Source organism: Roseateles sp. GW821-FHT03B02 (assembly GCF_059421025.1).
The window spans coordinates 444,386-469,513 of the sequence record NZ_JBWKUV010000001.1; the positions used below are offsets into that span (position 1 = coordinate 444,386).

Annotated in this window: 12 protein-coding genes; 3 read left to right on the forward strand and 9 right to left on the reverse strand. The window is 72.1% G+C overall.

What is annotated here, in order from left to right; all coding sequences use genetic code 11:
* Positions 1–6: 6 nt before the first annotated feature.
* The 3 genes from AC07VX_RS02000 to AC07VX_RS02010 form a co-directional block, all read right to left on the reverse strand.
* Complete coding sequence (locus AC07VX_RS02000; protein ID WP_493163401.1) at positions 7–2,205, reverse strand: response regulator; 2,199 nt, start codon at positions 2,203–2,205, stop codon at positions 7–9.
* Positions 2,206–6,330 (reverse strand): GAF domain-containing protein, encoded by a 4,125-nt coding sequence (locus AC07VX_RS02005; RefSeq protein ID WP_493163400.1) that lies wholly within the window; start codon positions 6,328–6,330, stop codon positions 2,206–2,208.
* 65 nt (positions 6,331–6,395) lie between these two features.
* Positions 6,396–8,786, reverse strand: coding sequence for a PAS domain S-box protein (locus AC07VX_RS02010; RefSeq protein WP_493163399.1), 2,391 nt, complete (start codon positions 8,784–8,786; stop codon positions 6,396–6,398).
* A 53-nt stretch (positions 8,787–8,839) separates the two neighbouring features.
* Here AC07VX_RS02010 and AC07VX_RS02015 point away from each other — a divergent pair, with 53 nt between their 5' ends.
* Both AC07VX_RS02015 and AC07VX_RS02020 read left to right on the forward strand, forming a co-directional pair.
* Positions 8,840–9,391 (forward strand): ECF-type sigma factor, encoded by a 552-nt coding sequence (locus AC07VX_RS02015; protein WP_493163398.1) that lies wholly within the window; start codon positions 8,840–8,842, stop codon positions 9,389–9,391.
* Between the two features lie 6 nt (positions 9,392–9,397).
* Positions 9,398–12,226 carry a protein kinase domain-containing protein gene (locus tag AC07VX_RS02020; RefSeq protein WP_493163397.1) on the forward strand — a complete coding sequence of 943 codons (2,829 nt, stop codon included), beginning with the start codon at positions 9,398–9,400 and terminating at the stop codon, positions 12,224–12,226.
* Between the two features lie 121 nt (positions 12,227–12,347).
* On the opposite strand, the gene AC07VX_RS02025 is transcribed toward AC07VX_RS02020, so the two are convergent.
* The 4 genes from AC07VX_RS02025 to uvrA all read right to left on the reverse strand — a co-directional run bounded on the left by AC07VX_RS02025 (position 12,348) and on the right by uvrA (position 21,416).
* Positions 12,348–14,996: a S9 family peptidase gene (locus AC07VX_RS02025; RefSeq protein WP_493163839.1), complete on the reverse strand. Its 2,649-nt coding sequence runs from the start codon at positions 14,994–14,996 to the stop codon at positions 12,348–12,350.
* Between the two features lie 89 nt (positions 14,997–15,085).
* Complete coding sequence (locus AC07VX_RS02030) at positions 15,086–15,244, reverse strand: hypothetical protein (RefSeq protein ID WP_493163396.1); 159 nt, start codon at positions 15,242–15,244, stop codon at positions 15,086–15,088.
* A 46-nt stretch (positions 15,245–15,290) separates the two neighbouring features.
* Positions 15,291–15,686 carry a hypothetical protein gene (locus AC07VX_RS02035; protein ID WP_493163395.1) on the reverse strand — a complete coding sequence of 132 codons (396 nt, stop codon included), beginning with the start codon at positions 15,684–15,686 and terminating at the stop codon, positions 15,291–15,293.
* Positions 15,687–15,791: 105 nt separating this feature from the next.
* On the reverse strand, positions 15,792–21,416 hold the full coding sequence (gene uvrA / locus AC07VX_RS02040) for an excinuclease ABC subunit UvrA (protein ID WP_493163394.1): 5,625 nt from the start codon (positions 21,414–21,416) through the stop codon (positions 15,792–15,794).
* A 223-nt stretch (positions 21,417–21,639) separates the two neighbouring features.
* Here uvrA and AC07VX_RS02045 point away from each other — a divergent pair, with 223 nt between their 5' ends.
* Positions 21,640–22,152, forward strand: a complete 513-nt coding sequence (locus tag AC07VX_RS02045) for a response regulator (RefSeq protein WP_493163393.1) — start codon at positions 21,640–21,642, stop codon at positions 22,150–22,152.
* Here the strand turns inward: AC07VX_RS02045 and AC07VX_RS02050 are convergent, their stop codons facing one another.
* On the reverse strand, positions 22,153–23,451 hold the full coding sequence (locus tag AC07VX_RS02050; protein ID WP_493163392.1) for an HlyD family type I secretion periplasmic adaptor subunit: 1,299 nt from the start codon (positions 23,449–23,451) through the stop codon (positions 22,153–22,155).
* A 14-nt stretch (positions 23,452–23,465) separates the two neighbouring features.
* Positions 23,466–25,124: a type I secretion system permease/ATPase gene (locus AC07VX_RS02055; protein WP_493163390.1), complete on the reverse strand. Its 1,659-nt coding sequence runs from the start codon at positions 25,122–25,124 to the stop codon at positions 23,466–23,468.
* Positions 25,125–25,128: the final 4 nt, after the last annotated feature.

A 25,128-nucleotide genomic window follows, 5' to 3' on the forward strand; every position in this document is an offset into this window, starting at 1 on the left:
CGGGGCTCATCGCGGGCCTCCCTGTGGCCGCGTCTGCTCCAGCGCCGCCACCAGCGCCTCGACGCGGATGGGCTTGGTGATGTAGTCGTCCATGCCTGCGGCCAGGCATTGCTCGCGGTCGCCCTGCATCGCGTTGGCCGTCATCGCGACGATGCGCGGCCGCTGCGCGCCCAGTCGCTCGACGAGCAGCCGCGTGGCCTCCAGCCCGTCCATCTCGGGCATCTGCACGTCCATCAGCACCAGGTCGTAGGGCTGGCGCTGCGCGCATTCGACGGCCTCGACGCCGTCGCCGGCCACGTCGGCGCGGTAGCCCATCTGTGCCAGCAGGCGCAGGGCCAGTTTCTGGTTCACGGCGTTGTCCTCGGCGAGCAGGATGCGCAGAGGATGACGCGCGGCCAGCCCGGCGTCCAGCCGAGGCACGGGCGGCGCCTCGGGCGCGTGGGCGGCCTCGTGGTGGAGTACGGTCACGAGGGTGTCGAAGAGCTGGCTCTGGCGCAGCGGCTTCATCATGACGGCGGCGAACAAGGCCTCCTCCACCTCGCGCCGCCCCAGCGACGTGAACAGCACGCGCGGCAGCTCGGGCTTCAGGTCGCGCAGCCTCCGCGCCAGCGTCACGCCGTCCATGTGCGGCATGTGCATGTCGACGACGACCAGGTCGAAGGGCTCGGCCAGCGCCAGCTGCAGGGCTTCCAGCGGGTTCTCGGTGTCGCGCACCACCATGCCCCACTTGCCCGACTGCAGGGCCAGGATGCGGCGGTTGGTGGCGTTGTCGTCGACGACCAGCATGCGCCGCCCTTTGAGCGCCGGCTGCGCGCCGATGAACTCGCGCCGCGGCGGCTGCGGCGCATCGCTGACCACGGCCGGCAGCGTGAAGCGGAAGCAGCTGCCCCGCCCCGGGCCGGCACTCTCGGCCCACATGCGCCCGCCCATCAGCTCCACCAGGCGCTTGCTGATGGCCAGGCCCAGGCCGGTGCCTCCGTATTTGCGCGTGGTGCTGCTGTCGGCCTGGCTGAAGCTCTGGAAGAGGCGCGCCAAGCCCTCTTCCGTCAGGCCGATGCCGGTATCGCGCACCGCGAAATGCAGCTCGCCGCCCGCCAGCCGCACGCAGACGACGACCTCGCCGCTCTCGGTGAACTTGACCGCGTTGGACAACAGGTTGAGCAGCACCTGGCGCAGCCGCGTCACGTCGCCCAGCAGCGTGGCTGGCAGTTCGGTCTCCGGCTCGAAGGCCAGGTCCAGCCGCTTCTCGGCGGCGCGCACGGCCATCAGGTCCAGGGCCGACTCGATGCAATCGCGCAGCTCGAAGGGATGCTGCTCGATGCCCATGCGGCCGGCCTCGATCTTCGAGAAGTCGAGGATGTCGTTGATGATGGTCAGCAGCGTCTCGCCGCTGTCCCGGATGGTGGCGGCGTAGTCGCGCTGCTCGGCGTTCAGCGGCGTGTCCAGCAGCAGGCCGCTCATGCCGATGATGGCGTTCATCGGCGTGCGGATCTCGTGGCTGACGGTGGCCAGGAAGGCCGACTTGTGCGCGCTCGCTGCCTCCAGCACGGCAGTGCGCTCGCGCACGCGCTGCTCAGTCAGCGCCTCGCTCAGGCGCTGGTTCTCGAAGCGCATGCGGACGGACTCCCGCAGCGTGCGCGCGAACACATGGGCATAGGCCAGCATGAAGGCCAGCATCAGCAGCGCCGCCACCGCCGCGAACTTGGCGACCGGCGCCGGGTCGAGCAGGCCGCGTACCGCCAGGGGCAGCACGCTGGGCAGCAGGTTGAGATAGGTCGCCGGCGTCAGCGGCGCCGTGCCCGGTGCGACGCTCAGCATCATGCCCACCTGCAGCATCAGCAGGACCACCAACCGCACGATGTCGGCGTCGAAGAACAGCAGGCCCGACACCCCCCACGCCGCGCCGATCACGAGGTTGTAGGCCAGCAGCGCCCGCCACCAGCGATCCAGCCGCCCCGCGGCCTGCCAGCGCAGGCGCAGCGGCGCGATGACGTAGTAGCCGCCGAGGACCAGCAGCACCAAGGCGCCCCAGGGCAGCGCCACGCCGAGGTCCAGCGGCCCGCGCAGGCTCAGCGCCATGATGAACAGCGGCACCGCGAGCATGCCCGCGGCCACGCCGCTGCGCATGTTGTGCGCGACGACACCGAAGTGGACCTCGGCCTCCCGGGTGTCGGCGATGCCGGCGAAGGGCCCTGCGTCCTTCATTCAGGCCTCCCTGGCCAGGGTTCTCTGCAGCGCCGCCGCCAGCTCTTCGACGCGGATCGGCTTGGTCAGGTAGTCATCCATGCCGGCGGCCAGGCAGACCTCGCGGTCGCCCTGCATGGCATTGGCCGTCATGGCGGCGATGCGCGGCCGGGCCGCAGCGGCAGCGATGCGCCGTGACGCCTCCAGTCCGTCCATCTCGGGCATCTGCACGTCCATCAGCACGAGGTCGTAGACCTGGCGCTGCACCGCCTCGATGGCCTCCAGCCCGTTGGCCGCCAGATCGGCGCGGTAGCCCATCTGCTGCAGCAGCCGCAGCGCCAGCTTCTGGTTCACGACGTTGTCCTCGGCCAGCAGGATGCGCAGCGGATGCCGTTCGGCGAGGTTCTGCGTCGCCTGCACCTGGCTGCGCTGGCGGCGCGGCCCGGGCTCGACGCCGGCCGCCACCTCGGCGTGCAGCGTGAAGCAGAAGCGCGCACCGCGGCCCGGGCCGTCGCTCTCGGCCCACATGCGCCCGCCCATCAGCTCGGCCATGCGCCGGCTGATGGCCAGGCCCAGGCCGGTGCCGCCGTATTTGCGCGAGGTGCTGGCGTCGGCCTGACTGAAGCTCTGGAACAGCCGCGCCAGGCCCTGCTCGGTGAGGCCGATGCCGGTGTCGCGCACGAGGAAGCGCAGCTCCACGCCGGCATCGAGCGGCACGGCATCCACCTCGATGCTGACGCTGCCGGCCTCGGTGAACTTGACCGCGTTGGACAACAGGTTCAGCAGGATTTGGCGCAGCTTCGTCACGTCGCCGACGATGCCGGCCGGCACGCTCGGCGCCAGGTCCACGGCCAGCGCCAGGCCCTTCTCGCGGGCGCGCGGCGCGATCAGGTCGACGGCCGCGTCCACGCAGTCGCGCAGCGCGAACGGCGCGCTCTCGATGTCCATGCGGCCGGCCTCGATCTTCGAGAAGTCGAGGATGTCGTTGATGATGGTCAGCAGCGCCTCGCCGGCCTCGCGGATGGTGGCGGCATGGTCGCGCTGCTCGTCGTCCAGCGGCGAGTCCAGCAGCAGACCGCTCATGCCGATGACGGCGTTCATCGGCGTGCGGATCTCGTGGCTCATCGTCGCCAGAAAGGCGCTCTTGGCCGCGTTGGCCTGCTCGGCGGCGGCCTTGGCGGCCTGCGCCTCGCCGAACAGGCGCGAGTTCTCCATCGCCACCGAGGCCGCCAGCGAAAGGCCGACGAGAAAGTCCAGCTCGCCGCGCCGGAACGGCTGCCCGCCCCTGCGCCAGACGGTCAGCGCGCCCTGCACGCTCGCACCGGCACGCAGCGGCGCCACCATCATGCGTTCGTCGGGGTCCTCGTCGGTGCCCTCCATGCGCACGCCGCGGGGGTCGTCGCGCGTCGCGTTGATGACGCCCGGCTCGCCCTTGGCGATCAGCGAACCGATGATGCCCTCGCCCGCCGTGACGACGGCGTCGCGCAGCGCATGCTCGTAGCTGCCGACGGCGACGATGGCGCGGTAGCGGCTCGCCACGGCCCCGCCCTCCTCCTCGGGCACGAAGATGGCGCTGTTGTCGGCGTCCAGCAGCTCCTTGGCGTGGATGGCGATGCGGTTCATGACCGTCGCCAGGTCCAGCGTCGAGGAAATCTCGCGCCCCACCTCGGCCAGCGCCGCGCTCTCGCGCGTGCGGCGCTGGATCTCATCGAACAACCGGGCGTTCTCCAGCGCCACACCGACGCTGGCGCCCACCGTGCTGAGGAAGCGCACGTCGGCTTCGCTGAAGGCGTCCTCGCGCTCGTAGCTCTCCACGAGGATGGAGCCCAGCACCTGGTCGCTGCCGACGATGGGCACGTTGGCGAAGGACCGGGCCTGGTCCGTGCCCGGCAGCGCGCGCAGGCCGGCCGCCTCGATCTCGGCCAGGTTGCGGCAGACCAGCGGCTGGCGCGTGCGCCGCATCTGCTCGAAGGGCCCGTCCGGCGCCGGCCGCTCCGGCGGCAGCTGGATGGGCACGCCATGCTCCCGCTCGTAGAGGTAGTGATTGAGGCCGGTGACCGGGTCGTGCCAGCGGATGCCGATGTCCTGGGTCTTGAGCAGCTCGCAGAGCCGGTCGCCGACGCGCTCGATGATGGCCTCGAAGCTCATGTCCGGCGACAGGCTCTGCTGCAGGCTGTTCAGCATGGCCAGCTCCTGCACGCGACGCTCCACCTGCGCCTTGCTGGCCAGCAGCTCGGCCGTGCGCTCGGCCACGCGCTGCTCCAGGCCCTCGCGCAGCCGCAGGTTGGCCAGCGCGACGGCGGCCTGGGCGGCCAGCATGACGAGCAGGTCGCGGTCGGCCTCGCGGAAACGGCCGAAGGCGCCGTCCAGGTCGGCATAGAGATAGCCGAGCAGCTCGCGCTCGGCGATCAGCGGCGCGACCAGGCAGGAGCGCTGCTGCACCGCAGGCGCCCCCTCGGGGCCGATGCGCAGCGTCGCCGCGCGGCTGCTGCGCGCCTCGTCCAGCCAGGGCGTGATGGCGGCCAGCAGGGCCTGCTCGCCGCCGGCCTCGCCATTGACCTCGCTTTGAGGCAGCAGGTGGCTGGCGATGTGGCGCCGCCCGCCGCCGTCCTCCAGCACCAGCAGCACGCGCTCGGCCCCGCTGATCTCGGCCGATTCGTCGACAAGGAAATCATGCAGCTCGGCCCCCGTGGCCAGCTCCGCCAGGCGCAGGCCGACGTCGACCTGGCGCGCGAAGCGCTCGTCCAGGTGGGCGGCGCCATTGAGATGGCGCGGCCGGCCATCGGCGGCCAGCCAGGCCAGCACGACGGTGCGAGCCACCGGGCGCTTGGACAGGGAGTTGCGCTTGAGTCCCTCGTCGGACAGCCCGCCAACGCGCAGGCACAGGAAGCGGTAGGCGCGCGCCAGCGCGACGCCTGCCTCGCGCCCGCGTCCCGCCGCGCGCAGCGCCTCGCAGCGCCGCCACCACAGCGCCGACAGGTCCAGGTTCTCCAGCGGCGCCAGGCCCTGGGCCGCATGCAGCCGGGCCGCCTCGGCACTGGCCTGCAGCGCCGCCGGCAGCCGGCCGGCACCCAGTTCAGCCCAGGCGACGAGGCCGAGGTCAGCCATGCGCTGGGCGGCGGAGGGCGAATGCGCCAGCGCCAGGCGGAAGGCGGCCGCCGCGCCGGCCGCATCGCCCTCGGCCATGGCCAGCTCGCCGCGCAGCCGCGCGATCTCGGAGCGGAAGCCCGGGTTCTGGCGCGCCAGGCCCAGGGCCTCCGCCTCGTCGGCATAGGCACGCGCCCCCGCCAGTGCGCCCGCCTCCAGGTCCAGCCGGGCCAGGGCCGTCAGCGTGTAGGGCAGCAGGGCCGTGGCGCCGGTGCGGCGCCAGATCGCCAGCGCGGCCAGGTAGTGGCGGCGCGCACGCCTGTTCAGGCCCAGCGTGACGTAGTGGTTGCCGATGTTGTGGATGGCCGTGCCCTGGCGCTCGGCATAGCCGGCGGCCGCGTAGGCCGCCAGCGCCAGCTTGCAAAGGTGCAGGCAATCGGCCAGGTCGGGGTTGTTGAAGGTTCGGGCGTTGTAGGCATTGCCCTGCCCCAGCAGGTCGCCGCTGGCCAGCGCCAGGGCCAGGGCGCGCTCGGCCGCCGCGCGCGCCTCGGGCACGAAGCCCAGCATGCCCAGCAGCAGCGATTCGACATAGCCGCAGCGCCCCTGGGGCACGGTCTTGCCGGCGGCGCCGAACAGCGCCGCTGCTTCGTGCACGCGGCCCAGTGCCGTCTCGGGCTCGCGCTGGCTGCGGCACTGTGCCTCGGCCAGCAGGGACAGCGCGTAGGCCCGGTCCAGCGTGCCCGGGCCGGCATCGGCCAGCGCGGCCTCGGCGGTGGCAATGGCGGCCAGCAGTTCGCCGCGGCGCATCTGCACCAGGCCCAGCGCGAGACGGGCCCGCAGCGCCCAGGCCGGGCGGCGGCGCGCCAGGGCGGCCAGGGCCTGCGCGGCCTCGGCGGCGGCCGCCAGGTTCCCCAGCGCGATGAAGCTCTCGACCCGCAGCTCCAGCGCCCGTGCATCCGAGCGCCAGCCCGCACTCGCGTCGATCAGACGCTGGTGCTGGCCCGACCACGCCAGGTCGGCAAGATCCTCCAGCAGGGCGGCATCGGGGCGCAGGGGCATCGCGGATGAGAGCCTGTTCACACCTTCGTGTGGACAGGCCCTGCAGAAGCTGAGGCGCCGCGAGTCTAGTCGTCCTGAGGCAGCGTCAGCCTCATGACCGTCCCCAAGGGACTGGTACGCAACAGTTCCGCACTGCCGCCATGCATGTCCATCACGCGGCGCACGATGTACAGGCCCAGGCCGTGGGCCGACTCGGTGCCGCCGCTGCCGCGGGCGCCGCGCGTGAACAGCCGCGGCAGCAGCTCGCGCGGGATGCCCGGCCCGGAGTCGGCCACCTCCAGCTGCAGGGCCGGCGGCTCGTCGAAGTCCATCACGTGCAGCGCGACGGGGCTGACACCGGGCGCGTACTTCAGCGCGTTGGACAGCAGGTTGCGCAGCGCCAGCCGCAGCAGGCTCATGTCCATCAGCGCCGTGCGGGTGGCGGTGTGGCGGTGCACGACAACGCGGTCGCGCTGCTCGCGCGGCAGGTCGGCGATGGTCACGGCGATCAGCGTGTCGATGTCGGCGTCTTCCCGCGCGATGCGGCCGCCTCCGGCGAGCAGACTGGCCGCGGCCAGCGTGTTGTCTACGCCGGCCAGCACCTGGCCGAGCACGGACTGGGCTCGCGTCAGCCGCTCCTGGGCCTGGCGCTCGCCGCGCCCGGCCAGGCTGGCGGCGGCGCTCTGCAGCGCGGCGCTGGCGTTGTTCAGCGGCTGGCGCACCTCGTGGGCCAGCACGTCCAGCATCTCCGAGCGCTCGCGCAGCAGCTGGTCCAGCTCCTGCACGTGGCGCTCCGTCTGGCGGCGCATCTGCTGCTCGTGCGCCAGCTCGGCGCGGCGCTGCAGGTCCTCGGTGATGTCGTCCACCAGGGCCAGTGCACGCAGCGGCCGGCCTTCGGCCGTGTACTCGGCCACGGCCGAGACCAGCACGTCGCGCAGCCGGCCGTCGGCGCAGATCAGCTGCACCGGGCAGTCGCCGACCTGGCCGTCGCGCCACATGGCCGGGCGGTAGACCTCGCGCACCTGCCGGGCGGACTCCGGCGTCATGAAGTCGTCCATCGCCCGGCCAATGACCTGCTGGCGCTTGTAGCCCAGGCGCTCCAGCCAGCGGTCTGAAACGCTGAGCACGCGGCCGACGGCATCCACCGAATGCATCAGCGCCGGCGTCGATTCGTAGAGGGCGCGCAGGCGCTGGCGGTTCTGCTCCAGCTCGACGGCGGCGCGGTGATGCTCTGTGACGTCCTGGCAGGCGCCCACCAACCGCACGGGCATGCCGTCCTGCCAGTCCACCTGGCCCTGTGCCAGCACCCAGATCTCGCGGCCCTTGGCCGTCACCAGCGGCAGCTCCAGGCTCCAGGGCTCGCCATGCTGGATGCCGCGCTGCACGGCGGCCTCGATGACGGACCGGCCCTCGGGCTTGTAGTAGCCGATGGATTCCTGCAGCGTCGGCCGGTGGCCGGGTTCGAGATCGTGGATGCGGCAGGTCTGGTCGCTCCAGACCAGCTCCTCGGTCTGCAGGTCCAGGCTCCAGCCGCCGATGCCGGCGACGCGGCCGGTGCGGTCCAGCAGGGCCTTGCTGTCACGCAGCTCGCGCTCGGCGGTGATGCGGTCGGTCACGTCCTCGACGATGCCGACATAGCCTCTCAAGCACCCGTCCGGCCCCTGCAGGGGCCGCGCGCGCGCCCAGACCTGGCGCAAGCTGCCGCCCACGCCTCCGGGGCGCAGCCGGTAGCGCATCTCGAAGGGCTCGCACCGCTGCACGCAATGCCGCCAATGGCCCAGCACCGAGGCGCCGTCCTCGCGGGCCAGCGTCGCGGCCCAGCCCTCGCCCAGCCCGGCGCGCGCCGTGAGGCCGCAGATGCGCTGCCAGTTCTCGTTCGTGTAGATGAGGTGGCCTGCCGCATCGGTGCGGAAAATGCCCAGCGGCGCCGTCTCGGCCAGCACGCGAAAGGGCTGTTCGGCATCGACGAGGTCGACGCGGCCCAGGGCCCGCTCGCGCATCATCAGCGCCTCGGCGGCCGCGTCGGCCAGGCGGGTCAGGGCCTCGCGCTGGGCCTCGCTCAGCTCGCGCGGCCGGAAGTCGACGACGCAGAGGGTGCCCGGGTGGCTGCCGTCGTCCAGGCAGATGGGCACGCCGGCGTAGAAGCGCAGCGGCGGGGTGGCGAGCACGTCGGGATGGTCGGCGAAGCGCGCGTCCAGGCGCGCGTCGCGCACCTCGAACAGGCCGTCGGCCAGCAGCGTGTGGGCGCAGAAGGTCTGGGCGCGCGGCGTTTCGTCGCGGCCGAAGCCGACGGCGGCCTTGAACCACTGGCGGCGCTCGTCCAGCAGGCCCAGCAGGGCCACCGGCGTGCCGCAGATCTGGGCGGCCAGGGCGGTCAGGTGGTCGAACAGCGGCTCGGGCTCGCTGTCCATGACGGCCAGTGCCGCCAGGCGCGCGAGGCGGCGGTCTTCGTCGGGCGGCAGGGGTGGAATCACCATGGTCGAGAGCTTAGGGCAAGGCCGGCGGGCTCCGGCTGCGGCAAGATGGCGGGATGGACGAGCATGAAGTGGACGCGCTGATCCGCCGCGTGAACGCCGGCGAGGCCGGCGCCCAGGACGCCCTGTTCGCGACCGCCTACCCGGCGCTGCGCGAACTGGCCAGCGCCCGCCTGCGCGAGGGCGGCGCCGCAAGAGGCGGGGCCGGCGACCTGCACACCACCCAGCTCGTGCACGAGAGCTATCTGCGCCTGGCGCACAGTGCCCGGCTCAGGCCCGAGAGCCGGCGCGAGTTCTTCGCCTTCGCGGCACGCGTGATGCGCGAGTTCATCGTCGACACGCTGCGCCGCCCCCGCGCCGCGGACGCGCTGACGCTGGACACAGCCGTCGAGCTCGACCTGCCCGCCGACGCCGACGAGGTGCTGCGCCTGCACGAGGCACTGGCCGCGCTGCAGGTGGCCGAGCCGCGCCTGGCCCAGGTGGTGGAGATGCGCTACTTCGGCGGCTACACCGAGACCGAGATCGGCGACGTGCTGGGCCTGACCGAGCGCACCGTGCGGCGCGACTGGGACAAGGCGCGGCTGCTGCTGCTCGCTCTGCTGAGATAGCCCGCCATGGCCTCCCTGACCGCTACTGATCTGGCGGCCCTCAGCCCCCTGCTCGACGAGGCCCTGGCCCTGCCGGCAGACGAGCAAGCCGCCTGGCTGGCGCGGGTGGACAACCCGCGCTGGCGCGAGGAGCTGGCCCGCATGCTGGCCGACCACGCCGGCCTGGCCGGCAGCGACCCCTTCCGCACGCTGCCGCGCGTGACCGAGGCGCCGCCGGCCGAGCCCGGCGAGCGCATCGGCCCCTGGCGCCTCATCGAGGAGATCGGCCGCGGCGGCATGGGCAGCGTCTGGCGCGCCGAGCGGGCCGACGGCGTTTACGACCGCGAGGTGGCGCTGAAGCTGCCGCGCCGCACGCGCCGCGCCGACACGGCGCTGGCCGAGCGCCTGGCCGCCGAGCTGCGCATCGTCGCCCGCCTGGAGCACCCCCACATCGCCCGCCTCTACGACGCCGGCCTCGACGCCCAGGGCCGGCCCTATCTGGCGATGGAGTACGTGGCCGGCCTGCCCATCGACCGGCATGTGAAGCGCCACCAGCTCGACGTGCCCGCGACGCTGGCCCTGCTGGCCCAGGTGGCGCGCGCCGTGGCCCATGCGCACGAATGCGGCGTCATCCACCGCGACCTCAAGCCCGGCAACGTCCTTGTCGCCGCCGACGGCACGCCGCGGCTGCTGGATTTCGGCGTCGCGACTCTGCGCGCCGGCCCCGCGGCCACGCCCTCCTCCGCCGGCCTGACGCCCGCCCACGCCGCGCCCGAGCAACTGGCCGGCGCGGCGCCCAGCGAGGCCGCCGACGTCTACTCCCTCGGCGTGCTGGCCTACGAGCTGCTGTGCGGCGAGTTGCCCCACGGCGCGGCCGGCCCGCGTGATGCCGACGCCCTGCTGCCGCCCAGCCGCCGCTGCGCCGACCCCGCCCGCGCCCGCGCGCTGCGCGGCCGGCTGGACGCACTGCTGCTGGCGGCCCTGTCGCCCGACCCGGCCCGCCGGCCGGCCGGCGCCGCCGCCTTCGCCGCCGCGCTGGAGGCTGAAGGCCAGCGCCAGGGCCCGTCCGGGCGCCGCCACCGCCGCGCCGTGGCCGCCGCGGGCGGCGTGCTGGTGGCCCTGGGCCTGGGCGCCGGCGTAGCCGTCGTGGAGGCCCGGCACGCCGCCGAGGCCCAGGGCCGCGAGCAGGCCGCGCGCGCCTTCGTCGCCGAGGTGTTCAAGCTGCAGGCCCCGGCCTCCGCCTCGGCCAGTGGGCAGACGCCCGCCGAGCTGCTGGCCCGCAGCACCGCCCTCATCGAGCCGCGCTTCGAACCGGCGGCGCGCGCCGAGATGTATGCTGGCCTCAGCCATCTGCTGGCCGACATGGGCGCCCCGCGCTTGGCCGTCGACGTGGGCAGCCGGCGCCTGGCCGCGCTGGACGACGCCCACGCCGCACCGCCCGAACGCGCCCAGGCCTGGCGCCAACAAGCCGCCGCCCAGCTCGACGCCCTCGCCCCCGAGGCCGCCGAGGCCAGTGCCCGCCAGGCCCTGGCCCTGCGGCCCGGCGACGTGGAGGCCGAGCTGCTGCTGCTGCGCAGCCTCGTCGCCCGCCACCGCTTCACCGACGCCGCGCCCCGCCTCGCCGCCCTCGAAGCCCGCCTGCCCGCCAGCGGCCTGGCCGCGGCCTGGGCCCAATCCCTGCGCGGCCGGCTGCTGCTGGCCGAGAACCGCCGTGACGAGGCCCTGCCGCGGCTGCAGCGCGCCGTGTCGCTCGCGCTTGCGGCGGCGGGTCCGCATTCGCTGGACGTCGTGGCCCTGCGCCTCGCGGCGGCCGACGCGCTGCTCGGCGCCCGCCAGTCCCGCGAGCTGCAGGCCCAGCTCGACGGCGCCCTGGCCACTTTGGAGCGCCTGGGCGGCGCGCATGCCGTGCGGGCCGCCCTCGTCGCCGCCCGCATGGCCACGGCGCGCTACACCGGCTATTTCCAGATCGGCGCCGACGAGGCGCTGGCGACGATCCGCGCCAGCCGCGAACATCTTGCGGCCCGCGGCGAGGCACTGCCGGACGAAGTGACGGCACCGCTGGATCTGTACGAAGCCAGCGTGCTGGCACGCCATGGCGACATCGGCGCGGCCCTGCCGCTGGTCGAGCGCAGCCGCGCCGCGCTGGAGGCCGACGCGCGCACCCCGGCCGAGCGCCTGCGCCTGGGCCACACGCTGGGCGAGATCTACGAGGCCCTGGGCCGCCACGCCGACGCCGACCGCTACTACCGCATCGCCCTGCAGGCCCGCATCGACGGCGGCTATGCGAAGCACCCGCTGACGGCCTTCCAGTACGCCTCGGTGGCGACCAACCTGTCCGCCGGCGGCCGGGCGCCCGAGGCCCTGGCCTTGCTGGACGGCGCGCCGGACTTCCCGCCGCTGCGCGATGCCGGCACGCCCAACCCGCTGCGCTTCACGCAGATGCTGCAGCTGGCCCGCGCCCGCGTGCTGCTGGATGCCGGCCGTGCGGCCGAGGCCCTGGCAGCCCTGCCGACGCAGTTGCTGACACCGGCCGCCGACGACCGCGTCAGCCGCTACGACGCCCAGCTCGCGCTGGCCCTGCGCGGCGAGGCGCGCTGCGCGCTGCGCCAATCCGGCGCCGGCCTGGCCGACCTGCAGGCCAGCCTGGCCCTGGCCGCCCGCACCCGCGACGACCCGCTGGACACCGATGTCGCCCGCCTGCACGCGCTGACGGGCGCCTGCGCGCTGGCCCAGGGCGACCGGTCGCTGGCGCAGCGCGAGGCCGAACCGGCGCGCCGCGCCTTCGCGACGCGTTCCTGGGCGTCCGACTACCGGCAGGCTCCGCTGCGGCGGCTGGAAGCGGCGCTGGCACGCTGAGGATCGGGCACTTCGGGCCGAGCGCCGGGCCGCCCCAAGCCGGCCCGGCTGGCGATGTGTTCGCGGCTCGATGCCGCGAAGATCGCTATCCCCTCGGGGGATCGGTCAGGATCGCCCGCGTTCAGCGCGGCGAGACTGGACGAGGGGCCAACGTCCTTAACCAGAAGGCCTCGTACTTGCGGTGCCAGCCGGCGGGCTTCACCACGCCGCCCAGCGCATGCACACCGTCGGGGTCGAGGAAAAGCTCGACCAGCGACTCCTTGCCCGAATCCAGCAGCTCGCGGTAGACGTTGACCGTGTCCTGGTAGAGCACGTTGGGGTCCTGCATGCCGTGCACCAGCATCAGCGGGTGCTTCAGGCCCTTGGCCAGCGGCAGCAGCGAGTATTTGCGCAGCACCGGCTTGGTCCGGTCGGTCGCCTTGCCAATGGTGCGGCCGCTGTACCAGCTGTTGTAGTTCTCCCATTCGGTCGGGCCGGCACCGGCAATGCCGGCGGCGAACACGTCGGGGCGGGTGTACATCGTGTACTGGGTCTGGAAGCCGCCGAAGCTCCAGCCGTTCAGGCCGATGCGGGCGGCGTCCACGCCGTATTGAGCGGGCAGCAGCTTCGCCAGGTCTTCCAGGTCCTCGGCCTGGGGTTCGCCGGCGCGCTCCCAGTTGGCGTCGGAGAACTTGCGGCCGTAGTTGCTGTGGCCGCGCGGGTCCACGGCGACGGTGACGAAGCCGTGCCTGGCGGCCATGTACTGGCCGAACAGGTAGGCCGTGTTCTGAAAGCTGTCGACCTCGACGATGTGGCGGTCGTTCAGCGGGCCGCCGTAGACGTAGACGATGGCCGGGCGCTTGTCGCTCGCCTGCCAGCCGGCAGGCTTGAAGACGTAGGCCTCGATGCGGTCGCCATGGCGGTTGGTGAAGTTGAAGCGCTCGGGCTGCAGCAGCTTGAGCTGGGCCCAGGCCTTGTCGCTGCTGTCGGTCAGCGTCTTCGGCGCGGCCTTGCCGTCGGTGGACAGCAGCTTAAGCTCGGGGCGCTGGGCCCAGTTGCCGGCGTTGGCGGCCACCCAGCGGCCGTCTTCCGACGCCGCCGCGGCGCGGTGGAATTCACCGGCCGCGCCCAGGGCCTGAGTGGCACCGCTGGCCATGTCGACGCGCAGCACATTCATCGCCGCGGTGTCGCCCTGGTTGGCCAGCACGAACAGCGCCTTGCTGTCGGCCGTGAAGCCAATCACCTGGTGGGCCTCGAACTCGCCATTGACCAGCGGGCGCAGGGCCTTGGTCGCCACGTCGATGGCATAGGGCTGGCGCCAGCCGGCTTCGTCCAGCGCCAGCACCAGGGTCTTGCCGTCGGGCGTGAATCGCGGCTTGAGGACATTGACGACCTCGTGGCCGACGTCACCGCGGCGCTCCAGCACCATCTCGGGCTTGGCAGTTTCATTGGCTCCGCCGATGTAGACGCGCAGCAGCTCCTTGTCACGCTCCCAGGTCGTGAAGGCATAGCGGCTGCCGTCGCGCGTCCAGGCCACGTCGCTCATCTCGAACCAGACGTCGCCGCCCGCGTTGGTGAACACCGGCTCGGCCTGCTTGCGCGGCGCCTCGCCCGCGGCGGGCACCTGGCGGATGTAGAGGGCCAGCGGTTTCTCGTTGCGCTTGTCGTCGGACACCTCGCGGTTGACCTTCTTGGCCGTGGCCCAGCGCTCGCTGTAGCTCATGATCTCGACCTGCTTGGGCGGCGGGGCCGGCTTGTCGTCGGCCGTCTTCAGCGGCGCCTTGGCAACGAGGGCCATCCAGCGGCCGTCCTCGCTGAAGGCGGTCTGGTCGATCTTGTATTTCTTCTGCTCGTCGTCCGGGTGGACGAGCTCGCGGTTGACGACCTGGATGCCGGCCTGCTTGAAGCTGGTGCGCAGCACGCGGGTCTCGTCGGTGAACAGCACGCCGCTGTCGTCGCCCGTATAGCCCATCAGGCGCAGCTCGCGCTGGGTGGCCACCAGCTGGGTCGGCGCCTTGTCGTCGGCCTTCCAGCGGTAGAGGCCTCCGCGGTACTGGAAGACCAGCTCGTCGGCCTTGCGCGCCCAGGCGAACTGGGCCGGGCCGGGGTAGAGGTCGGTGGGCTTGAGCTTGTCGCGGGCGAGCTTCTTCTTCAACTCGTCACGCAGTTCCCAGAGCTCTTTTTCCTTGTCGTCCTTCTTGTCGGCCGCAGAAGCGGCGGCGGCCGGTGCCGGCACGGGCTTGCCGGCGCGCTTGGCGGCCAGCACGGCGGCGGCGTACTTCTCTGCCTCGGCCTCGGCCTTGTCGGCGGCCTTCTGGGCGTCGTCCCTGGCCTTCTTCTCGGCGAGTTCCTTCTTCAGCTTGTCTATGGCGGCGGCTTCCCACTGCGAGAGGTCGACCTTCTCGCCGCGGAGGTAGGCCTGCTGCGCGAGCTCGCGGGCCTGGCGCTCGGCGTACTCGTCGTTGCGCTGCCTGAGCTTTTTGTCGAAGCGCTCCAGATCCTCGGGCGACTCGAAGGCGGCCATGACCTGGGGCGAGGTGATGCGCGTCGTCTTGCCGGTCTTGGTGTCGTGCACCCAGAGGTCCGAGCCGGGCTCGCCGAAGGGGCTCCACAGGTAGGCCAAGTAGCGGCCGCTGCGGCTGAAGGCGGCGTCCTTGGCGTTCTCGCCGCGGTAGGGCTCGGCGCGGAAGATCTGTTCGAGGGTGGGGGCGGCAGCGGTCTGCGCCTGCAGCGGCGCGGCGGCCGACAAGGCCAGGGCGAGCGCCAGGCTGCCAAGGGCAGCGAAGGTCACGGGCTTCAAGGGGGTCTCCTGAATCTGCCCCCTAGGGTTAGGGGCGGCGAATTCTAGGGATGCGCCGCGCCCGGCCCATTCGTCACGCTTCAGAGCCAGTGAGACAGCGCCGCGCCCAGGCCCGTCGCACCGCTGGAAGCGCTGATGAGCCAGACGTCGCGCCGGTCATTGCGCAGGCGCCAGGCCTGCCAGGCGCACCCGCCGAGCACGGTGGCGAGGAGGGTGAGGCAGAGCGTCAGGGAATCCATCTGTCGAACTTGGTTCAGGTTGAAGAAGCGGCGAGGGGCGGCAGGGTCAACGCAGCGCCGCCGCCTTGCCCGGCGCACCGGACCGCGCCGACTTGCGCCACAAGGCCACGCCGACGTGGAGGGCCACTCCGAGCACGAGCAGCGTCGCTGAGCCCAGCGCCCACACAACCCAGGCCAACACCGTGACACCCCCCGACAGCGACGGCAGCGCGCCGGCCAGCGATTGCAGCTGCGGCGTCAGCGTCTCGACCGTGGACACCAGCCAGTCCGCCACCGCTTGCGGCAGCCCGTCCCTCAGCGACTCCGGCAGGCTCCAGTCGCCCGCGCCCAAGGTGCCGGCATGGGACAGCAGCGCGGCGAGAAAGGACTGCGCCGTCCACACCACGCTCGACCACAGTGCCAGCAGCAGCAGGACCAGCACCCAACCCACAAGAAAAGCCATCGCAAGCCCCGTCCGTCGAAGGCCGCAGTGTGCGCGGCCTCGCGGCGGCGATGAAGCTGGCGGCGGCTCAGCGACGGTTCCGGAAAACCGAAGCTCGGCCTGGCCTCAGGCCGTCCTCGCCAGCACCGGCTTCAAGGCCACACCCGTATGGCTGCCGCTGGCCACCACCTGCTCGGGCGCGCCTTCGACCACCACGCGGCCGCCCGCATCACCGCCTTCGGGACCCAGGTCCAGCACCCAGTCGGCCTCGGCGATGACGTCGAGGTCATGCTCGATGACGACCACCGAATGCCCGCCCGCCACCAGCCGATGCAGCACGCGGATCAGCTTTTCGACGTCGGCCATGTGCAGGCCAACGGTGGGCTCGTCCAGCACGTACAGCGTGTGCGGCGCCTTCTGGCCGCGGCGCGTCACGTCGTCACGCACCTTGACCAGTTCCGACACCAGCTTGATGCGCTGCGCCTCGCCGCCCGACAGCGTCGGCGACGGCTGGCCCAGGGTCAGATAGCCCAGGCCGACGTCCTTCAGCAATTGCAGCGGGTGGGCGATGGACGGCATCGATGCGAAGAACTCGACGGCCTCGTCGACCTCCATGGCCAGCACGTCGCCGATGCTCTTGCCGCGCCAGCTGACGCCCAGGGTCTCCGGGTTGAAGCGCTGACCGTGGCATTGGTCGCAGGGCACCTTCACATCGGGCAGGAAGCTCATCTCGATGGTCTTCATGCCCTGGCCTTCGCAGCCGGGGCAGCGGCCCGCGCCGGTGTTGAAGCTGAAGCGGGCCGGCGCATAGCCGCGCGCCTTGGACTCCAGCGTCTCGGCGAACAACTTGCGGATGGCGTCCCAGAAGCCGATGTAGGTGGCCGGGCAGGAGCGCGGCGTCTTGCCGATGGGGGTCTGGTCGACCTCCAGCACGCGGTCGACCTGCGCATGGCCTTCGATGCCGTCGCAGCCCGCCCACCTGGCCGGCGCCTTGCGCAGCGGCACGGCCACAGCCATGTTGGCCAGCAGCACGTCGCGCGCGAGGGTCGACTTGCCCGAACCGGACACGCCCGTCACGGCGACGAGGCGGTGCAGCGGCACGTCCACAGTCACGGCCTTCAGGTTGTGCAGGGCCGCGTTGAGCACGGTCAGCTTGGGTGCATCGGCCTCGATGGGCCGGCGCGCCTGCAGCGGGTGGATCAGCGGATGGGCCAGCATGCGGCCCGTCGTCGACTCCGGCTGCAGCGCCAGTTGCGCCGCCGTCCCTTCGGCCACCACGCGGCCACCGCGTTTGCCGGCGCCGGGGCCGATGTCGATGATGTGGTCGGCACGGCGGATGGTGTCCTCGTCGTGCTCGACGACGACCAGGGTGTTGCCCTTGTCGCCCAGCGTGGCCAGCGCCTTCAGCAGGATCTGGTTGTCGCGAGGGTGCAGGCCGATGGTGGGCTCGTCCAGCACATAGCAGACGCCTTGCAGGTTGCTGCCGAGCTGGGCGGCCAGCCGGATGCGCTGGGCCTCACCGCCCGACAGCGTGGGCGCCGCACGGTCCAGCGTCAGATAGCCCAGCCCCACCTCTTCGAGGAACTCGAGCCGGCCGAGGATTTCGCTGACGACGTCGCGGGCGATGTCGGCATCGCGGCCATGCAGATGCAGGCCGCGCACCCATTCGCGCGCCTCGCCGACGCTCCAGGCCGCCACGTCACCGATGCCCTTGTCCTCGAATTCGACCGAGCGTGCCGTCGCGTTCAGCCGCGTGCCATGGCAGTCGGGGCAGACGGCATCCGTCAGGCCCTCCACCTCGGCCTCTTCCGACGGGAAGCTCTGCTCGCGGCCGCGGTTGTCGTCGGTCTGCACGCTGTCGTCCAGGGCCTTGCGCTGCTCGCGCGTCAGCTGCAGGCCGGTGCCGACACAGCTGGTGCACCAGCCGTGCTTGGAGTTGTAGGAGAACAGCCGCGGGTCCAGTTCGGGGTAGCTGGTGCCGCAGGCCGGGCAGGCGCGCTTGGTGGAGAAGACCTTGACCGTGCCGACACCGGCGCCGGTCGCGCCGCCCTCTACCGACAGGCCGTCCAGCGGCGCCAGCAGATGCAGCACGCCCTTGCCGGCATCCAGCGCCTTGGCCAGCAGCTCGCGCAGCTCGGCTTCGCGTTCCGGCTCGATAACGAGGTCACCGACCGGCAGCTCCAGCGTGTGCTCCTTGAAGCGGTCGATGCGCGGCCAGGGCGACGTCGGCAGGAATTCGCCGTCGACGCGCAGATGCGTGTGGCCGCGGCCCTTGGCCCATTTGGCGAGGTCGGTGTAGACGCCCTTGCGTGCGACCACCAGCGGCGCGAGCAGGCCCACATGCTGGCCGCGGTAGTCGCGCATCAGCTGCGCGGCGATGGACTCGACACTCTGCGGCCGCACCGGCGCGCCATCGTTGACGCAGTGCTGCACGCCCAGCTTCACGTAGAGCAGCCGCAGGAAGTGCCAGACCTCGGTCGTCGTCGCCACCGTGCTCTTGCGGCCGCCGCGGCTCAGGCGCTGCTCGATGGCCACGGTCGGCGGGATGCCCCACACCGCATCCACCTCGGGCCGGCCGGCCGGCTGCACGATGCTGCGCGCATAGGCATTCAGCGATTCGAGATAGCGGCGCTGGCCCTCGTTGAACAGGATGTCGAAGGCCAGCGTGGACTTGCCCGAGCCGCTGACGCCGGTCACGACGTTGAACTTGCCGCGCGGGATGTCGACGCTCAGGCCCTTGAGGTTGTGCTCGCGGGCGTTGACGATCTTGATGGCCTCGTCGGCGGCGCGGCGGGCCTTGATGAGCTGCTGCAGCGGGCGGCCCTCTTCCACGACAACGGCCGGGCGGTCCATGTGCAGGGCGTAGTCGCGCAGCGCCGCGGCGGTGTGCGAGGTGGCGTGCTTGGTGATCTCTTCGGGCGTGCCGACGCAGACCACCTCACCGCCCGCCTCACCGCCCTCGGGGCCGAGGTCGATGAGCCAGTCGGCGGCGCGGATGACGTCGAGGTTGTGCTCGATCAGGATCAGCGAATGGCCCGCCGACAGCAGCTTGCGCATGGCCCGCATAAGCTTGGCGATGTCGTCGAAGTGCAGGCCGGTCGTCGGCTCGTCAAACAGGAACAGCGTGCCCTTTTTGGCCACGCCGAAGCGCGGCGATGCCGCGGCTTCGGCCAGAAAGCCGGCGAGCTTCAGGCGCTGGGCCTCGCCGCCCGACAGCGTTGGCACCGGCTGGCCCAGGCGCACGTATTCCAGGCCGACGTCGACGATGGGCTGCAGCTTCTGGAGCACGGCGCGATGCTCGCTGAAGAGGTGGACCGCCTCGGCGACCGTCAGCTCCAGAACGTCGGACACGCTGAGGTCGCGATCCTTCAGGCTGAGCTTCACGTCCAGCATCTCGGCGCGGAAGCGCTTGCCGTCGCAGTCCGGGCAGCGCAGATAGACGTCGCTGAGGAACTGCATCTCCACATGCTCGAAGCCCGAGCCGCCGCAGGTCGGGCAGCGGCCGTCGCCGGCGTTGAAGCTGAACATGCCGGCGCCGTAGCTGCGCTCAACGGCCAGCGGCACGACGGCGAACAGCTTGCGGATCTCGTCGAAGGCCCCGACGTAGCTGGCGGGATTGGAGCGCGCCGTCTTGCCGATGGGCGACTGGTCGACGAAGACCGCGTCGGCCAGGTGGTCGGCGCCCAGCAGGCGCTCGTGGGCGCCAGGCGTCTCGGTGGCCTTGCCGAACTGGCGGGCCAGGGCCGGGTAGAGCACGTCCTGCATCAGCGTGCTCTTGCCCGAGCCGGACACGCCGGTCACGACCACCATACGCTGCAGCGGGAACTCGACGGACACGTCCTTCAAGTTGTGCTCGCGCACGCCTTCGAGGATGAGCTTGGGCGTGGACTCGTCCACCAGACGCTTGAGGCCCATGCCGACATGCTTGCGCGCGCCGAGGTAGGCGCCGGTCAGCGTGTCGGCCGAGCGGATCTGCTCGGGCGTGCCGTCGAAGACGATCTGGCCGCCGCGCTCGCCGGGGCCGGGCCCCATATCGATCAATCGGTCAGCGGCCAACATGACGGCGGGGTCGTGCTCGACGACGACCAGCGTGTTGCCGGCATCGCGCAGGCGCAGCATGGCCTGGTTGATACGGCCCATGTCGCGCGGATGCAGGCCGATGCTGGGCTCGTCCAGCACGAACAGCGTGTTGACGAGCGAAGTCCCTAACGCCGTGGTCAAGTTGATCCGCTGCACCTCGCCGCCGGACAGCGTGCGGCTCTGGCGGTCCAGCGTCAGATAACCCAGGCCCACGTCGCAGAGGTAGCGGCTGCGGTGGCGGATCTCGTCCAGCAGCAGCTTCAGCGCCTCGTCAAGCATGGTGCTGGGCAGCTGCAGGCCGTCGACGAAGTCGCGCAGGCGCTGGATGGGGAGCTGCATCAGGTCGTGCAGCGCCAGGCCGGGCAGTGACTCCAACTGCTCACGCGACCAATCGACGCCCACCGGCAGAAAGCGCTGCGCGGCCGGCAGCGCCGCATCGGCCAGCGCCTTGGCTCCCACACGCCACAGCAACGCCTCCGTCTTCAGCCGCGCGCCGCGGCAGCTCGGGCATTCGGTGTAGCTGCGGTACTTGGACAAGAGCACGCGGATGTGCATCTTGTAGGCCTTGCTCTCCAGGTAGTCGAAGAAGCGCTTGACCCCGTACCACTGCTTGTTCCAGTTGCCATTCCAGTTCGGCGTGCCGTTGATGACCCATTCGCGCTGGGCCGGGCTCAATTCCTTCCACGGCGTATCGCGCGGGATGCCGGCCTCGCCGGCGTACTTCAGCAGGTCGTCCTGGCAGTCCTTCCAGGCCGGTGTCTGCATGGGCTTGATGGCGCCGTTGCGCAGGGTCTTGCGCTCGTCGGGGATGACGAGGCCCAGGTCCACGCCAATGACGCGGCCGAAGCCGCGGCAGCTGTCGCAGGCGCCGAAGGCCGAGTTGAAGGAGAACAGCGCCGGCTGCGGGTCGGCGTAGCGGATGTCGCTTTCGGGACAGTGCAGGCCGGTGGAAAAACGCCACAGCGTGGCGCCGTCGTCGCCGACGTGAACATTCACCCTGCCGGCGCCGCGCTTCAGGCAGAGCTCGATGGCCTCCATCGCGCGCTGCCTGTCGGCGCCCGCGATGCGGAAGCGGTCGGCCACCACGTCCAACACTTTTTTACCTTCGACCTCGCGCTCGCCCTGCACGCGAGTGAAGCCGCTGGCGGATAGCCATTGCTGCACCTGCTCGGCCGAGGTGTTGCCGGGCAGCTCCACCGGGAAGGTCAGCACCATCCTGGGGTCCCCGGCGGCTTCTCCGCGAGCCACCAGCGCCACATAAATGCTCTGCGCCGTGTCATGCCTGACCGGCAGTGCCGTCTTGCGATCAAAAAGCTCGGCCGCGCGGGCGTAAAGCAGCTTCAGGTGATCATTGAGCTCCGTCATGGTGCCCACCGTGGATCGGCTGGTACGCACCGGGTTCGTCTGGTCAATGGCGATGGCGGGCGGCACGCCGTCCACCTTGTCCACAGCCGGGCGGTCCATGCGGTCCAGGAACTGGCGCGCGTAGGCGGAGAAAGTCTCCACATAGCGGCGCTGGCCCTCGGCATAGAGGGTGTCGAACACCAGGCTGGACTTGCCGGAGCCGCTGGGCCCGGTCACGACGGTCAGCTCCGCGGTGCGCAGATCCAGGTCGAGGTTCTTGAGGTTGTGCTGCCGAGCGCCTCGGATGCGGATCAGACCGTCAGACATTGCGGGGTGGGGGCCAAAACGACAAAGGCGAGCAGTGTAGGGAGGCCAGTTGACGAAAACTGTCAGCACGCGCGTCCGACGGGCGGTCGATTCGGGCGCCGTGAGCGGCCAAGCCTCACCGCATTTGTGGGGCATCCGGTTGCGCGGCGGCACCGGCTGAGGCAACAATGGCTCACGGCCCGACCGGGGTCGCTATAAAAACAAACTGAACAAGGACATGGGGATGGACAAGTCGAGGTTGCCCGAACCAGCGCCGGCGCTGGTTCCGTTCTGGCTGAACGCCGCCACCGATGGCGAGCGTGGCGACGCGCGGGAGCCGAGCGAGGAAGGTGCCTCCACGAATCAGCGTCCGGCGCTGGTTCTGCTCGTGGAAGACAACCACATCAACCAGGTTGTCGCGCTGGAGTTCCTGGCGCTGATGGGTGTGCAGACCCGCCTGGCGAAGAACGGCATCGAGGCCCTGGCCGCCTGTGCAGACGCCGCCCCCGACCTCGTGCTGATGGACATCCAGATGCCCGGCATGGACGGCCTGGAATGTGCGCGTCGCATCCGTGCCCAGCAACGCGAAGGCAGCCTGCCGGCCTTCCCCATCCTCGCCCTGACAGCCCATGCGCTGGACGCCGACGTGGCCGCCAGCCTGGAAGCCGGCATGGACGAGCACCTGACCAAGCCGCTGGACTTCGTCGCGCTGCGCACCCGGCTGCAGCGCTGGCTCAAGCTGCCTGAACCCAACTGATCAAGCGCCGCTGAAGGCGTGGCCCAGGCGGTCCGTCAGCGGCTTCAGCCACCAGCCCAGCAGCGAGCGCTCGCCCAGGCTCACCATCACCTCCACCGGCAGGCCGGCGCGCAGTTCCACGCCGCGCAGCCGCTGGCGTTCACCTCCTGACAGCGCGACGCGCACACGCAGGTAGCCGGCGCCGCTGCGGTTGTCCTCCAGCTTGTCGGCGCTGACAGTCAGCACGCGGCCGCGCAGCGTCGGGGTCTGTGTGCGGTCCAGGCTGGTGAAGACGAGGTCGGCGTCCTGCCCGGCATGCAGCTTCTCGCCGGCCACCAGCGGAAAGCGGCTGTCGACCAACAACTCGTCGTCGCTGGGCACCAGCTCCATCAGTGTCTGCCCGCTCTGCACGACGCCGCCCACCGTGTGCACGGCCAGGCCAACGACTGTGCCGTCCACCGGCGCCAAGAGCCGGCTCTGGGCGATCTGCTGGGCCAGCGTGGCCATGCGGGCGGCAAGCTGGGCGCCCTGTCGCTCGGCCTCCAGCAGCTCGGCCTGCCAGTCGCGCTTCAGCTCGGCGCCCCGCAGGGACTTCGTGGCATCCGCCTCGCGCGCGGCCTCGCGCAGCCGGGCCAGCTCGGCCGTGCCGCGCGCCTCCTCCTGCTGGGCCGCGTGCAGCTGGCGCTGGGCGTCGGCCAGCTTGAGGCGCGGGTAATAGCCCTGGCGAGCCAGGTCTTCGAGCTGGGCCGTCTGCTGCTGCACGAGGTCGCGCTGGGCGCGCTGCTCGGCAAGGCCCGCCTGCTGACCCTCGGCCTCGCGGGCCAGCTGGGCGCGGCGCGCGGCGAGCTGGGTCGTGCCGTCGCGCTGGCCCTGGGCCAGGCTGCGGAACAGCGAGGCCTGCGTGTCCAGCAGCGCGGCGCCGGCGGGCAGGGCCGCGGCGTCACGCTTCAACGCGGCCGAGAAGGCCAGCGCGCCCTGCCCCTGCAGCAGGGCCGACAGGCGCTCGCGCGAGGCCGCCAGCAGCAAGGCCTGGCGGCGCGCGGCGGCCTGCTCGGCCTCGGCGGCGGTGCTGTCCAGTTCCACCAGCAGCTGGCCGGCGCGCACACGGTCGCCCTCGGCCACATGCAGTGCGCGCACGGCGGCGCCGAAGGCCGGCTGCACGGCCTTGCGCTGGCTGGCCGCGGCGAGCGAGCCCTGGCCGAGCAGGGCCTGGTCCACTGGCGCCCAGGCCGCGGCGGCCAGGAAGCCGCCGAAGCCCAGCACCAGCAGCACGAGGCCGCGGCGCACCAGGGGGCGGAGATCGTCTTGAAGGTCTTGCATGGCGGGATCCAGGTTCAGGCGCTGCGCAGCGCGGGGCGCGGTTCGACGGCGGCGACACGGCCACCGCGCAGCAGCAGCACGCGGTCGGCCACGGCCAGCAGCGCGTTGCGGTGGGTGATGACGACGGCCGAGCGGCCGGCCTGCCTGTGGATCAGCAGCGCACGGCGCAGGGCCTGCTCGCCGGGCTCGTCGAGATGGGCGTTGGGCTCGTCCAGCACCAGCAGGGCCGGGTCGCCGTAGAGGGCGCGGGCCAGGCCCACGCGCTGGCGCTGGCCGCCGGAGAGCTGCACGCCCTGCGAGCCCAGACGGGTCTGGTAGCCCTGCGGCAGACGCAGGATGAGCTCGTGCACGCCGGCGGCCTGGGCGGCGCGCACGACGGCCGCGCGAGCGACCTCGTCGTCGTCCAGCCGGGCCAGGCGGGCGATGTTCTCGGCCACCGTGCCGTCGAAGAACTGCAGGTCCTGCGGCAGCACGCCGATGGCGGTGGCGCGCTGGGCAGCCGGCCATTGCGCCAGCGTGGCGCCGTCCAGCCGCACGCAGCCGCGGCCGGGCTCGATGCCGCCGCAGAGCAGGCGTGCCAGCGTCGACTTGCCGGCGCCGCTGGGGCCGACGATGGCGACCACCTCGCCGGGCGCGACCTCGAAGTCCAGGCCCGCGAGCAGCTCGGCCTCGCCGTCCAGGCTCAGGCCCAGGCCTTCGACGCGCAGGGCACCGCGCGGCGCGGGCAGTGCGATGGGCTCGGGCGCGGCCGGCCGGGTCAGCAGCTCGCGCAGGCGCGGCCAGCTCTCGCGCAGCGCGGCCAGGCTGCGCCCCTGCTGGATCAGCCCCTCCCAGGGCTGCAGGGCCCGGCCCAGCAGCAGGCTGGCCGCCATCATCATGCCCGGGCTGATGCGCTGCTCCAGCACCAGCCAGGCGCCCAGGCCCAGAGCCAGGGACTGGGTGGCCAGGCGTGCCAGGCGCTGCAGCGCGCCGATGCGACCGCTTTCCGCGGCGGCGGCCAGTTGCTGGCCCGAGGCGCGGCCGTGCAGCGCGGCCCAGCGGGCAGCGAGCGAGGGCTGCAGGCCGAGGGCGCGCACCGTCTCGGCCTGGCGGGCAGCCTCGTGCAGGGCCTGCTGGGCCTGGGCGGCGTCCAGCTGGGCCTGCTTTGCCGGAGCGCGCAAACGGCGCTCCTGCCACAGGGCCAGGCTCACCAGCAGCGCGATCGACAGGGCCACGAAGGCGCCCAGCCAGACATCCACCAGGGCCGCCACGAGCACGAAGACCAGGCCCATCGGCAGGTCGAACAGCAGGGCCGGCAGCGGGCCGGCCAGGGCCTGGCGCAGCGTGGCCAGGTCGGCCGCCAGCAGCTGGGGCGGCTGGCCGGCGGCGGGCTGCACGGCGGCAGCGAAAACATGCGGCGCGATCAGCGCGTCGGCCCGTGCCGCCACGCGAGCGCAGACGGCCGAACGCACCGCCTCCAGCGCCACCAGCAGGCCGTAAAGGCCCAGCGTGAGGCCCGTCAGCACCAGCAGCGTGGTCTCGTTGCGGCTGGCGAGCACGCGGTCGTAGACCTGCAGCATGTAGACCGTGGGCACCAGCAGCAGGGCCGTGATGGCCAGGCTGAAGAGGCCGAAGGCCAGTGCGTGGCGCTTGAGCAGCCGGGGCAGGTCGAAGGCGGGGGAGGTGGGGTTCATGGCG

Excerpts from the sequence above, each read along its gene's own strand:
- AC07VX_RS02000 (WP_493163401.1), bottom strand. The coding sequence starts at position 2,205 with ATGAAGGACGCAGGGCCCTTCGCCGGCATCGCCGACACCCGGGAGGCC.
- AC07VX_RS02005 (WP_493163400.1), bottom strand. The coding sequence starts at position 6,330 with ATGCCCCTGCGCCCCGATGCCGCCCTGCTGGAGGATCTTGCCGACCTG.
- AC07VX_RS02010 (WP_493163399.1), bottom strand. The coding sequence starts at position 8,786 with ATGGTGATTCCACCCCTGCCGCCCGACGAAGACCGCCGCCTCGCGCGC.
- AC07VX_RS02015 (WP_493163398.1), top strand. The coding sequence starts at position 8,840 with ATGGACGAGCATGAAGTGGACGCGCTGATCCGCCGCGTGAACGCCGGC.
- AC07VX_RS02020 (WP_493163397.1), top strand. The coding sequence starts at position 9,398 with ATGGCCTCCCTGACCGCTACTGATCTGGCGGCCCTCAGCCCCCTGCTC.
- AC07VX_RS02030 (WP_493163396.1), bottom strand. The coding sequence starts at position 15,244 with ATGGATTCCCTGACGCTCTGCCTCACCCTCCTCGCCACCGTGCTCGGC.
- AC07VX_RS02035 (WP_493163395.1), bottom strand. The coding sequence starts at position 15,686 with ATGGCTTTTCTTGTGGGTTGGGTGCTGGTCCTGCTGCTGCTGGCACTG.
- uvrA (WP_493163394.1), bottom strand. The coding sequence starts at position 21,416 with ATGTCTGACGGTCTGATCCGCATCCGAGGCGCTCGGCAGCACAACCTC.
- AC07VX_RS02045 (WP_493163393.1), top strand. The coding sequence starts at position 21,640 with ATGGACAAGTCGAGGTTGCCCGAACCAGCGCCGGCGCTGGTTCCGTTC.
- AC07VX_RS02050 (WP_493163392.1), bottom strand. The coding sequence starts at position 23,451 with ATGCAAGACCTTCAAGACGATCTCCGCCCCCTGGTGCGCCGCGGCCTC.
- AC07VX_RS02055 (WP_493163390.1), bottom strand. The coding sequence starts at position 25,124 with ATGAACCCCACCTCCCCCGCCTTCGACCTGCCCCGGCTGCTCAAGCGC.